The sequence below is a fragment of the Coleofasciculus sp. C1-SOL-03 genome (assembly GCF_040220555.1).
Classification (GTDB): domain Bacteria; phylum Cyanobacteriota; class Cyanobacteriia; order Cyanobacteriales; family Coleofasciculaceae; genus Coleofasciculus.
This window is the reverse complement of the sequence record NZ_JAVJUO010000079.1, coordinates 45464-56792: the sequence shown is the minus strand read 5'-3', so window position 1 is coordinate 56792 and position 11329 is coordinate 45464. Positions and strand designations below refer to the sequence as shown.

The window sequence follows — 11329 nt, the reverse complement described above, 5'->3', positions numbered from 1 at the left end:
TTGGTGGTGATGGATTTCGGATGGACAGGGACATTAACGGCGCCCGTGGGATTTTCCTACGGGCTTTGGGAGATATCCCCTCTCTAAGAGCTTGTCTTTTAGAGTGCATTGTTAGCATAAGTTAGCAAAATTATATCGGTTGCTTCTATTCGTTCTGATTACCCGATAACTCTTAACCCGCTTTATGAAATCGCTGATGGTGGTGGGAACAACCTCCCACGCAGGAAAATCCTTTATTACTACCGCCTTGTGCCGTATTCTTTCCCGGCGCGGTTGGCGTGTGGCTCCATTTAAGGGACAAAATATGGCGCTCAACGCTTATGTCACCCCCAATGGAGGCGAAATTGGACATGCTCAAGCTGTTCAAGCTTGGGCAGCTGATGTGACGCCCTGTGTCGAAATGAACCCGATTTTACTCAAACCCCAAGGGGATATGACCTCTCAAGTCATTCTCATGGGTCAAGTGGCGGGTAAAGTCGGCGCGGCGGATTATTATGAACAGTATTTTGATCGCGGTTGGCAAGCGATTCAAGAGTCCCTCAAGCGTTTGAGTCATGAGTTTGATTTTGTCGTGTGCGAGGGGGCAGGGAGTCCAGCGGAAATTAATTTAAAGCACCGTGACTTAACCAATATGCGAATCGCGAAACATTTAAATGCGCCGACGTTACTCGTGGTAGATATCGATCGCGGTGGCGCATTTGCCCATGTTGTGGGGACTCTGGAACTCTTGGAACCGGATGAGCGAGTCTTGATTAAAGGTATCGTGATTAATAAATTTAGAGGACAGCGATCGCTTTTGGAATCAGGGATTACTTGGCTCGAAGAACGCACCGGAATTCCTGTCGTTGGGGTGATTCCCTGGATTAATGAGATCTTTCCCGCCGAAGATTCCTTGGCATTACTAGATCGCTACAATAAGAGAAAACGGGATAGTGAATTGACAGTCGCGGTAATTCGTTTCCCTCGCATCTCTAACTTTACCGACTTTGACGCCCTCGAAGCTGAATCGACGGTCAGTGTCAAATATTTAACACCGAATCAATCCCTCGGCTATCCCGATGCCCTGATTTTGCCGGGGACAAAAACCACGATTAGCGACTTACTCGTGTTGCACAAAACAGGCATGCTCGAAGAGATTAAAAACTATGCCGCTGCTGGGGGTACAGTGTTAGGGATTTGTGGTGGGTTTCAAATGCTGGGTCAAACCCTGCTTGATCCCGATGGCATTGAGGATGAACCGGGGCAATATCAAGGATTAGGATTATTACCGATTAAAACCATAATTACCGCCCGAAAAGTGGCACGTCAGCGCCTCGTCACCTCTAACTATCCTCAAGTCGGTTTACCTGTTTCGGGTTACGAAATCCATCAAGGGCGTTCTCGGCTAATTGACTCAGAAACCACGGATAATAAATCTGCCTATCAACCCCTGTTTGATGACCCCGGTTTAGGGTTAGTCGATATCACCCAATCGATTTGGGGAACCTATCTCCATGGTTTATTTGATAATGGTCCCTGGCGACGGGCGTGGTTGAATCAACTGCGACATCAACGCGGACTTGCGTCTTTGCCAACGGGTATTCCCGACTATCGAGAGCAGCGAGAAGTGGTGTTGAATTCTTTAGCAGATAGCGTAGAAACTTATTTGGATTTAAGCACTATTATACCGAACTTGACGTAAGTTAATAGCAAACCTGTTCATGAGTGTTACCATTCGATTCTTACCTGATGATGTCACGATTAATGCAGAAGTGGGAGAACCGCTACTGCAAGTGGCTCAACGTGCTGGCGTCTTCATTCCTACAGGATGTCTGATGGGTTCCTGTCATGCTTGCGAGGTGGAGATTAACGACACAGAAACGATTTGTGCCTGCATCTCGGCTGTACCACCGGGTCAGGAACAGCTTACGATTAATCTCTATAGTGATCCATTGTGGTAAGTTATTGGTCATTTGTCATTGGTCATTGGTTATTGGTCATTGGTCATTAGTCATTGGTCATTGGTCATTGGTCATTGGTCATTGGTCATTTGAATTTCTTCTTGAGTAATTGGATCAATCCCTGTGACGAAATTGTAGCGATATCCATTACAACGCTGACAAGCTAACGCTAGATTTTCTAAATCATCAGTCCCTCCCAATGAACGAGGCATAATATGGTCAATCGCAAAATTAGCAGCACTGGCTTCTTCTGATGAGTGGCAATATTCACACAAATAGTTTGCCCTTTCCCGTACCTGTCGCCTAACATTATCATTCAACGTCATGATTCAGCGATAATACGGGCATTCAACAGGGTAAAGATACGATCTAATTCCAAAAGCCCACTGAGTTCAGCTTGTTCATCTTGATTAAGACTTACCTCTTTTTGGCGTTCAGAAAGCTCATCCAAACGAACTTGAAGGGCATCTGTGAATTTGAACAGATATAAATTGCGTACTCGCTGAATCTTAATGCCAGTTTCAACCCAGGATGAGGGTTGCACCATTGTTTGAGCAATCATTATGATCAGTGAATCTCTGTTTTCTGTTGACTATGATACTAGCTTAACCTAAACTTTCCCCCTACAGATGGAGGTTTAACAGTAGAGCCAGCGTAAGTCCCAATACGGCTCGGATACAGCATCTTCTAAAACGGTGTATCACATCGAGGAAAGAAAACGCTGTAACGCCGCTAAAATGATGGAATAGATTTCACAGTAATCAATACCTCTGATCATGATTCGTCTACCCACCCAAGCCAATCCCCCCGATTCTCCCCGGCAAAACTTGCCGACTATGTATGATTTACCCAGTGATAATCCGGAGGACCCTGGATTGCCCGATGAGTTTCACTTTTTTCAACCTCTGCTACTCCTTTTAACCTTTCAACCAACCAATTGGCATTGGGAACAGGTGTTTTCTGCCTGCGATTTGAATCTTTATTATGATGTGAATCATACTCACTGGTACAAGCGTCCCGATTGGTTTGGCGTTGTCGGGATTCCTCGCTTGTATGAACAGCGAGATTTGCGCTTAAGTTATGTGATTTGGCAAGAGCAAATTAGTCCCTTTGTGGTGGTGGAGTTATTATCTCCAGGGACGGAAAATGAAGATTTTGGAAGGACGATACCCCAAGCCGGAAGTCCACCGACAAAATGGCAGGTTTATGAACAGATTTTGCGGGTACCGTACTATGTGATTTTTAGCCGCTATACTTATGAACTGCAAATCTTTCATTTAGTTGAGGGGAAGTATCAACGGGTGAATTTAACCGATAATCGGTTAGTCATACCCGAATTAGGGTTAAGCTTGGGATTATGGTCAGGACGGTTTCGTGAGATTAACGGACGCTGGTTGCGATGGATGACGCCTTCAGGCGAGTTGATTCCCACGGATAATGAACAGGCTGTATTTGCTGAACAACGGGCACTCGCCGCCGAAGAACGCGCCCAACAGGAAGCTGAATTCGCTCGATTAGCCCAAGAACGCGCCCAACAGGAAGCTGAACTTGCTCGATTAGCCCAAGAACGCGCCCAGCAGGAAGCCCAACGCGCACAATTAGCTGAAGAACGCGCCCAACAATTGGCGCAACGGTTGCGAGAATTAGGGATTGATCCAGATAATGTATAGGGCAAGATAAGCTGTCGTGCATTTAAATTGGGTATGAGTAGCGAGCAATAGGCTCGCACTACAATGATTTTGCCATTGATGAATGTTACGCTCCTCGTATTCTGGTGGGCAATGCCCACCCTACGGGATATCAATGGTGTCATTGCTGCTTAAAGGCTTCATGACAATCCAGGTTCTGGGCGAACACTGGTAAGTTAGTTATTATCGTTCGCTTTCGTTACTGCACTATGTCATCGACTGTATCCTCTACTCCTAGCCAAGCGATTCCGGTTGAGAAAATCTGTTATAACGATCAGGGGCTTGTCCCCGCCATTGTCCAGGATTATCTGGATGGTACGGTATTGATGATGGCGTGGATGAATCGGGACTCATTGCAGAAAACCTTGGAAACCGGGGAAACCTGGTTCTGGAGTCGATCGCGTCAGGAATTATGGCACAAAGGCGCAACATCGGGTCATTTGCAGCATGTGCGATCGCTGCGTTATGACTGTGATAGTGATACGCTGCTGATTGGTGTGGAACAGGTGGGGGATATTGCCTGTCATACCGGGGAACGCAGTTGTTTTCATCAGGTGGATGGGATAAAGGCTGCACCGCCTGCGGATACATTGTCTCAGGTGTTTGAGGTAATTTGCGATCGCCGGGATAATCCTACCCCTGAATCCTATACCTGTAAGCTGTTTAATGGTGGGGATAATAAGATTCTTAAAAAGATTGGTGAAGAAGCCGCCGAGGTAGTCATGGCGTGTAAGGATGATGATAAGGATGCGATCGCGTCAGAAGCGGCTGATTTGTTTTATCACACCTTAGTCGCGTTGGCACATCACCAGGTTGATGTGCGGGATGTTTATCGCAAGTTACAAGACAGACGGCGATAGCATCCGCCCGGAGTTCAAACTCCGGGCTAAGAACTCAAGTCCATTAAAATGGACTAACATCTCTTGGGTTTCACGACTCATTTAAAATAGCTATCCCCGAAAATTTGCATGGTATCGGAGACAACCAGTACAATCATCAATAAATTACTTCGGTTAATCAGTATTAAACATCTGATAGTAAACAGCAGCTTCACCAAAATTGCCATTGTTTTAGCCACGACTACTGGTTTATTAATTGGCGTAGTCGTGGATACTCCCCAAGCCGACGCCTCCATGACACCAACTCCTCTAATTGTTGATGATGATGGGAGCCAAGATGGGATGACAGCCTTAGCCTATATGCTGGCAAATCCTAAATTTGATATTCAGGCAATTACCATCGCCCAAGGCATTGCTCATCCTGAGATATTTGTGGATAATCTAGAACGGATGCTGGGACGGTTAGACGTAACAGGTATCCCGATTGGAGTAGGTAGACCTGATCCCCTAGCCGGGAACAATGCCTTTCCAGAATTTATTCGGGATGAATCGGATACATTTTGGTCACCCTTTGTTACTCTACCAGAAACCGCGCCATCTGTTGAAAAAAGACCCGCAGCAGAACTCATTGTCGAGACAATCCAACAATCACCGGAACCTGTCGCCATCTTAGCAACGGGTCCACTCACCAATATTGCCGAAGCGCTACGACTTGACCCGACAATCATTGATAATATCTCGGTCATAGAAATCATGGGCGGTGCTGTATTTGTACCAGGAAATTTGTCGATTTTGCCGTTTCCTCCCTTTTCCACCAACACGACAGCCGAATTTAATATTTGGGTTGATCCAGTCGCCGCGCAGGAGGTGTTTGAAGCTGGAGAACAAGGCTTGAATATTCAGTTGACGCCCCTAGATGCAACGAATAAAATTGAGTTTGATCGCGATGATTATCAGGCGTGGTTGGCGACAGGTACACCTGAAAGTATAATTGCCGCAGAATTTTTAGACTTTGCGCTCACCGTGATTCAAAGCGAAAATGATCCTAACCCAGTTTGGGATTTAGTTGCGGCGATTAATCTGAGTGAGCCAGATTTCTCTACAGAAACGCCTTTACATATTGAAGTCGATACGATGTCAGATCCCGCAGCCACTCAGGGACAAACGAACGTTATTCCTGATTTACCGCCAAATGTTTTGGTGTCTCTAAATCCAAGTTTCGACAATATTGCATTCAATTCTAGTGAAGTTTTCTCTTCTCTAGAGACAAAATCTGTACCGGAACCCACCTCTGTTTTAGGTTTGCTAGCTGTTGGTGCGTTAGGTGCGACTTCTGCACTCAAGAAGAAGTAATTAGACTTGAGCGTTTCTCAGCCGTCTAAAATTACAAGTAACCAAGCATGGCGCTAGGGGGATACGTTAGGACATTCCCCTTTTGCCTTTTCAGTTATAGGACTTACGCAAAGCCTTTATGTGTAGTGGCGTGGCACACCTTATTTGGTGGATTAGAATTGTAGGGGCGCATGGCGTGCGCCCGGTTTAAACGTCAAATCTATTCCACAATTTTAGCTGTGTCACGCCAGTAGGGTGGGGAGAGCGCAGCGTAACGCACCTTTCCCGCCATGTATGGTGTAGCTGCTTAAGTCCTGAGTTAATTTGATTGCGTCTCTATTCACGGAAGGCAGAGCTAGTGCAGCGGGCGTAAAAATACTTGAGCAGCTTCGTAGATACGATGAAGCAGGGGGAGCAGAGGGAGCAGGGGAAGCGGGGGGAGATATTAGCTGTTCAGTTATTTCTGACGAATTGCACTAGAAACGAGGCTATCACAAAAAGCGGCAACTATTCCCCTCATTGATTGGATTGGATAGCCGCTGTTTTTCTATGCATAGGTTTATGAGTTTAGGGTGATTAATTAAATAGTGCGACAGCCCCCTGCATTTGAATAGTTAGGCTTCACGCCTTCTTGAGAAATGGAACCAAGTGCATCATGTAATCCCGTTTGCCAATGGATACACCAGCCATGCGAAGAATGTCGTAAGCCGTAACTAGATGGAAGTAGAAGTTTGGAATTAGAAAGTCGTTCACATAGGCGTGACCAAACATCTCGATGTAAAGATCCTGACCGAGATCGATGCGTATCAACTCACTTAGCTTTTCATCTTCGACGTTAATGCCTGAAAGAAGTCCCTTGGTATTCGCTATATGTTCGTATGCTTGTGCAAGAAATGTGACGTCTGGATCTAGATTATCCATCGGTTTGCCGTTACACCATAAAGCAAAATTGCGTGGTTGATTGCAGGTGAAAGCAACCTGTGTACCGAAGGGAAGCATATCAGTCGCAATACGCTTGTGAAGAAACGACTCACTATCACTGAAATGAGTCTGAGCTGACTTTAGCAGGTGTTCGAGAGTCGTGAGACGGCTTTGGAAGATAGTTTTAATTGAATCTATATTTTGACTTGGCATTTTGCGATCTCTTAAGACTTATTTCATGTAGTCTAAGTGTATACGGAAGACCCCAAAATGCATACCTATCATGACACCATCCACGATAGAACGGGGAATAAAGTTGTGCAATATGCGGCGATTCTTTACCCGGGTTCCTACAAGTCATATTCCAGAGGAGAAATTGAGGCGCTTCCAGCCTATCCTGGAAATGAGGCTAAACTACAGCAGCGCCTGTATCCTGTGTTAGAGAACGCCCTCACGGTTGTGTAATCGCCTAAACTGATGAATCTAGATGTAATTGTTATTGGTAGCGGAATTGGTGGATTGACGGCGGGTGCTTTACTCGCCCGTTATGGCAAACGGGTGCTAGTTTGTGAAAGCCATGCTATTCCCGGCGGTGCGGCGCATAGTTTCCGCCGACGGGGGTTTGAGTTTGATTCGGGTCCTTCGTTTTATTGTGGATTGAGTCAGCAACGCCCCAGTCTTAACCCATTACGGCAAGTTTTGGATGTGCTGGGCGAGTCGTTACAAACCGTTCCTTATGACCCCCTCGGACATTACCATTTTCCCGAAGCGACGTTACCTGTGTACAGTGACGCCCAACGGTATCGAGAAGCCGTGGCGGAGATTACACCTCAAGGGGCGAAAGAATTGGCAGAGTTTGAAAAACGCCTGCTGTCTCTCTATGCAGGGTTGCGAGAGATTCCCACAATTGCATTACGTTCAGATTGGCAAATAATTCCAGTTTTAGTTGGACGTTATTTACCCTCCCTCTTAAAATTACTGCCCCATCTAGGACTTGTCCAGAATTCCGTGGGCAAAGTTATGGATGAAACCGTGCGTGATCCCTGGGTGCGGCGGCTGATTGATGTGGAATGTTTTCTGTTATCGGGATTAAAAGCACAGGGAACGATCGCGCCTGAGGTAGCCTTTATGTTAGGGGAACGTTCTCGTGCGGGTGTGGAGTACCCCGTCGGGGGAAGTGGGGCGATTGTGCAGGCGTTGGTGCGCGGGTTAGAACGCTGGGGGGGTGAGTTACGCCTAAATGCCCATGTTGACCAAATTTTAGTCCAAGGGGGGAAAGCCGTTGGGGTACGATTGCAACGGGGAGAGGTGGTAAACGCCCCGGTGGTGATTTCTAATGCCACAATTTGGGATACCTACAGTCAATTATTGCGCCCAGAAGATTTACCCAAAGCGTACCGGAAACAGTCCCTAGACACCCCAGCCGTCGAGAGTTTCATGCACCTACATTTAGGGATTCGGGCGGAGGGATTAGAGGGGTTGACGGGACATCATGTTGTGGTTCACGATGCTAATCGGGATATTACTGAACCGGGTAATACTTGCATGATTTCTATTCCCTCGGTATGGGATGCTAATCTCGCCCCAACGGATCATCATGTTATTCATGCCTATACCTTAGAACCCTACCAGGGTTGGCAGCGCGATGATAACTATAAGGAGAAGAAAAAAGCGCGATCGCAATCCTTATTCCGGGCGTTAGAACGGGTGATTCCGGATATTCGAGAACGGATTACCTTAGAACTAATTGGTACGCCGTTAACTCATTCCTATTATTTACGTCGCTATCAAGGTACTTATGGTCCGGCGATCGCTGCCGATAAAGCCATGTTTCCCAGTTGTCACACGCCGATTCCGGGATTGTATCGGGTGGGGGATAGTACAATGCCAGGAATCGGTGTTCCAGCAGTGGCGGGTTCGGGTATTCTTTGCGCCAATACCTTGGTGACACCCTCGCAAACTGCTGAGGTATTGGCATGTCTGGATAATCAGGGGTAATCGCGCGATCGTCCTCAGATTAAATTAATAGGGGGCACATCGAGGTTCAAAGCTTAAGTGATTAAAGTCATTAATTAATCTCACATCTCTAAGTTTATGTCCGCTTAAATAGCCTATATAAAGACAGCCTAATCTTGACCAAACCAAGCGGTGTCTATCCCAATCTGCCCATTCCCAATCTGGGTGTTTTAAGGTAACTCCAGCCGTGGTATTTTCAAGCTCATGCTCGTCCCAATAACAGCCTTTACCAGGTGGCGAACCTATTTCAGCATGTGCAATCTTCCGTAATATCCATCCTTGCGCTAAGGGTTTTTCAAACAGGTCTAACGTCTTCCACCGCTCAAGACTTTCTCTCCCTATATAAATCCAACCATCTCGTTGTAAGCGCCTATAGTAAACATTTAGGCATTCGCGACCGTAATATCCAGCGATCTGATAGGTTGTATCTCGACTTATCTCACTAGAATCTTGTATCAGATGATGACCATAGCCATCATTTAACCAATAGGTGCGGTTACTTGTAAATAAGCCACCCCCATCCCAACAGTCGCCCTTTCCGAATAAGGCAATAGCCTTGAGCCACGGGGCGCGAGAAATAGCAGTCCACGAACCCCCAGTTTCGGATTGCCACCGCCCATTCATAGCAAAGTAAATCATGTATCTTCCATCAGGGGACAGGTCACTGCGACGTTCGTAGATACGTCCTTTCAACCACTGAGCCAAAGTAAATTCGTCTTTACGCCTGTCCCAAAGCAATGTGCAAACTTGTTTAGAGGGACCACGCCTGAACACAATTCCTACAGGCGCATTTCTAGCTAAAAGGACATGAATTCTAGCGGGAAAACTTTTCATGCAAGTAAAACTGAATCTCTACAATGAGATAAATATGGGCTGCTGAATAAGTGTTGTGGTGAGGGGGAGCTGGGGAAGCTGGGGAAGCTGGGGAAGCTGGGGAAGCAAGGGTACATTTTCCCTGAGCAAGGTGATGCCATACAGTGAAAGGATGCTACCCGATTTCTTTGAAGAAAACCCTCTAGATTTTTTTTGTTGAATATATAATAAACAATTTGTAATGTATTTCAAATCATTGAATTGAATTGCTGACAGCATTTCAGAAATCGAAGAGGTATCTCTATTCGTTCACCCCAAAGCAGATGAATATAGGAAGCATGTAGCTGATGCATCTGCCACCCTTCAACATTGGTTTTCCCCTTCGGCTCATATCCTCGTATCTTAAACAAAGGATGCTCAGGAGTTGCGGTTAACTGGGAACGATGAAATTCATGTCCCCATACTTTTTCTCCGATTAAGACTAAGGGAGTGTTTTGTAAGGCGGTGGCTTGACGATATCCTAGGGTTAAACGTTTACCCATGATGGCTTTTGTGGGTAATATCCCGACCATTGACCAAGATTTTTCCTCAAAATCTGTTACCTGTTGGCATAAATACATTAACCCGCCGCATTCGGCATAGGTGGGTATTCCTTGAATAATGGCGTTCCATACCGCCTGACGCGCCTCGATATTATCCGCTAATTCCTGGGCAAATACTTCAGGGAAGCCGCCGCCAAAATAGAGTCCCTGCACGCCTTCGGGTAATCGGGTATCGGCTAGGGGACTCCAGGAAATTAATTCCGCTCCCAATTGTTGCAATAAATCCAGATTATCTTGATAGTAGAAACTAAAGGCGCGATCGCGAGCGATGGCAATTCGGGTAATCGGTTGAGTTCCAGAGACATTTAACGGTTGATTGGTGACGGTTGAATCGTGAATCTCTGCCCTTAACAAAGGCAATAAATGCTCCCAGTTAAAGCAAGTTTCGCCAATATCAGCCAGTTGATCAATGAACTGATCCAGAAACGTCAGTTCATCGGTGGGAACTAATCCCAAATGGCGATCGGGAATGGTTAGACTATCTTGACGCCGGAGTACACCGAGTATGGGTAATTGTAGGGATTCTAGGGCATCTTGGAGCAATTCCAAATGGCGATCGCTCCCCACTCGATTCAATACAACCCCAGCCACTTGAACGCGAGGATCAAAGCAACGATACCCCTGTGCGATCGCGGCGACGGAACGGGATAAGCGACTACAATCTAAAACCAACAGTACCGGAACATTTAACAGTCGGGCAATATGCGCCGTACTGGCAACATCATCGCGTCCTGATGCACCATCAAACAACCCCATCACCCCTTCAATCAGAGCATAGTCTACCCCATCCAGATGACGGTTAAAACAGGTTTGAACATAAGCTTCTGATGTTAGCACCGGATCTAAATTGCGACAGGGACGTCCCGTTACCCGTTGATGAAACATCGGGTCAATGTAATCTGGACCCACTTTAAACGATTGCACTCGACGATACCGTCGCGATAAACACGAAAGTAGGGCAAGCGTCACCGTTGTTTTGCCTACCCCACTCCGTTCACCAGCAATAATTAAAGCCATAAGTCAGTAGGTGGACTTTCATTAAAGTTAACGGTTGAGATCAGGCAACAGGCAACAGGCAACAGGCAACAGTAAGGGTTTGAGGCTTCTTAATTTCTTAGTGCAGTGTACAGAATTTATGTCCAGGTACTTAGGGGAAATTGGGGAAGTTTTGCTCCTTC

The 11329-nt window shown here is 46.4% G+C and carries 11 protein-coding genes and 1 pseudogene; 7 read left to right on the top strand and 5 right to left on the bottom strand.

The window, feature by feature from the left end:
• Window positions 1-184 precede the first annotated feature (184 nt).
• Together cobQ and RIE73_RS14125 are read left to right on the top strand one after the other, a co-directional pair.
• On the top strand, window positions 185-1681 hold the full coding sequence (cobQ, locus tag RIE73_RS14130; protein WP_446401778.1) for a cobyric acid synthase CobQ: 1497 nt from the start codon (window positions 185-187) through the stop codon (window positions 1679-1681).
• Window positions 1682-1700: 19 nt separating this feature from the next.
• A complete protein-coding gene (locus tag RIE73_RS14125; protein ID WP_446401777.1) occupies window positions 1701-1940 on the top strand; it encodes a 2Fe-2S iron-sulfur cluster-binding protein in 240 nt (79 codons plus the stop codon).
• 80 nt (window positions 1941-2020) lie between these two features.
• Here RIE73_RS14125 and RIE73_RS14120 read toward each other — a convergent pair.
• Window positions 2021-2266, bottom strand: a pseudogene (locus tag RIE73_RS14120) (HNH endonuclease); the annotation flags it as partial.
• A complete protein-coding gene (locus RIE73_RS14115) occupies window positions 2263-2502 on the bottom strand; it encodes a hypothetical protein (RefSeq protein ID WP_446370238.1) in 240 nt (79 codons plus the stop codon). The pseudogene RIE73_RS14120 and the gene RIE73_RS14115, both read right to left, overlap by 4 nt.
• Window positions 2503-2716: 214 nt before the next feature.
• Here RIE73_RS14115 and RIE73_RS14110 point away from each other — a divergent pair, with 214 nt between their 5' ends.
• The 3 genes from RIE73_RS14110 (at window position 2717) to RIE73_RS14100 (ending at window position 5820) form a co-directional block, all read left to right on the top strand.
• Complete coding sequence (locus RIE73_RS14110; protein ID WP_446401776.1) at window positions 2717-3610, top strand: Uma2 family endonuclease; 894 nt, start codon at window positions 2717-2719, stop codon at window positions 3608-3610.
• Window positions 3611-3837: 227 nt separating this feature from the next.
• The gene (gene hisIE, locus RIE73_RS14105; RefSeq protein WP_446401775.1) at window positions 3838-4488 is read left to right on the top strand and encodes a bifunctional phosphoribosyl-AMP cyclohydrolase/phosphoribosyl-ATP diphosphatase HisIE; all 651 of its coding nucleotides are present in this window, start codon (window positions 3838-3840) and stop codon (window positions 4486-4488) included.
• 108 nt (window positions 4489-4596) lie between these two features.
• Entirely contained in the window at window positions 4597-5820 is a 1224-nt protein-coding gene (locus tag RIE73_RS14100) for a nucleoside hydrolase (protein WP_446401774.1), read from the top strand.
• Window positions 5821-6420: 600 nt separating this feature from the next.
• On the opposite strand, the gene RIE73_RS14095 is transcribed toward RIE73_RS14100, so the two are convergent.
• Window positions 6421-6933 (bottom strand): DUF1993 domain-containing protein, encoded by a 513-nt coding sequence (locus RIE73_RS14095; protein WP_446401773.1) that lies wholly within the window; start codon window positions 6931-6933, stop codon window positions 6421-6423.
• 57 nt (window positions 6934-6990) lie between these two features.
• On the opposite strand from RIE73_RS14095, the gene RIE73_RS14090 reads away from it, so the two are divergent.
• A complete protein-coding gene (locus tag RIE73_RS14090) occupies window positions 6991-7185 on the top strand; it encodes a hypothetical protein (protein ID WP_446401772.1) in 195 nt (64 codons plus the stop codon).
• Window positions 7186-7197: 12 nt separating this feature from the next.
• Window positions 7198-8718, top strand: coding sequence for a phytoene desaturase family protein (locus RIE73_RS14085; protein ID WP_446401771.1), 1521 nt, complete (start codon window positions 7198-7200; stop codon window positions 8716-8718).
• A gap of 24 nt (window positions 8719-8742) precedes the next feature.
• Here RIE73_RS14085 and RIE73_RS14080 read toward each other — a convergent pair whose 3' ends face one another.
• Window positions 8743-9375: a hypothetical protein gene (locus RIE73_RS14080; protein WP_446401770.1), complete on the bottom strand. Its 633-nt coding sequence runs from the start codon at window positions 9373-9375 to the stop codon at window positions 8743-8745.
• Between the two features lie 422 nt (window positions 9376-9797).
• A complete protein-coding gene (locus RIE73_RS14075) occupies window positions 9798-11168 on the bottom strand; it encodes a cobyrinate a,c-diamide synthase (RefSeq protein ID WP_446401769.1) in 1371 nt (456 codons plus the stop codon).
• Between the last annotated feature and the right edge of the window lie 161 nt (window positions 11169-11329).

Excerpts from the sequence above, each read along its gene's own strand:
- cobQ (WP_446401778.1), top strand. The coding sequence starts at position 185 with ATGAAATCGCTGATGGTGGTGGGAACAACCTCCCACGCAGGAAAATCC.
- RIE73_RS14125 (WP_446401777.1), top strand. The coding sequence starts at position 1,701 with ATGAGTGTTACCATTCGATTCTTACCTGATGATGTCACGATTAATGCA.
- RIE73_RS14115 (WP_446370238.1), bottom strand. The coding sequence starts at position 2,502 with ATGATTGCTCAAACAATGGTGCAACCCTCATCCTGGGTTGAAACTGGC.
- RIE73_RS14110 (WP_446401776.1), top strand. The coding sequence starts at position 2,717 with ATGATTCGTCTACCCACCCAAGCCAATCCCCCCGATTCTCCCCGGCAA.
- hisIE (WP_446401775.1), top strand. The coding sequence starts at position 3,838 with ATGTCATCGACTGTATCCTCTACTCCTAGCCAAGCGATTCCGGTTGAG.
- RIE73_RS14100 (WP_446401774.1), top strand. The coding sequence starts at position 4,597 with ATGGTATCGGAGACAACCAGTACAATCATCAATAAATTACTTCGGTTA.
- RIE73_RS14095 (WP_446401773.1), bottom strand. The coding sequence starts at position 6,933 with ATGCCAAGTCAAAATATAGATTCAATTAAAACTATCTTCCAAAGCCGT.
- RIE73_RS14090 (WP_446401772.1), top strand. The coding sequence starts at position 6,991 with ATGCATACCTATCATGACACCATCCACGATAGAACGGGGAATAAAGTT.
- RIE73_RS14085 (WP_446401771.1), top strand. The coding sequence starts at position 7,198 with ATGAATCTAGATGTAATTGTTATTGGTAGCGGAATTGGTGGATTGACG.
- RIE73_RS14080 (WP_446401770.1), bottom strand. The coding sequence starts at position 9,375 with ATGATTTACTTTGCTATGAATGGGCGGTGGCAATCCGAAACTGGGGGT.
- RIE73_RS14075 (WP_446401769.1), bottom strand. The coding sequence starts at position 11,168 with ATGGCTTTAATTATTGCTGGTGAACGGAGTGGGGTAGGCAAAACAACG.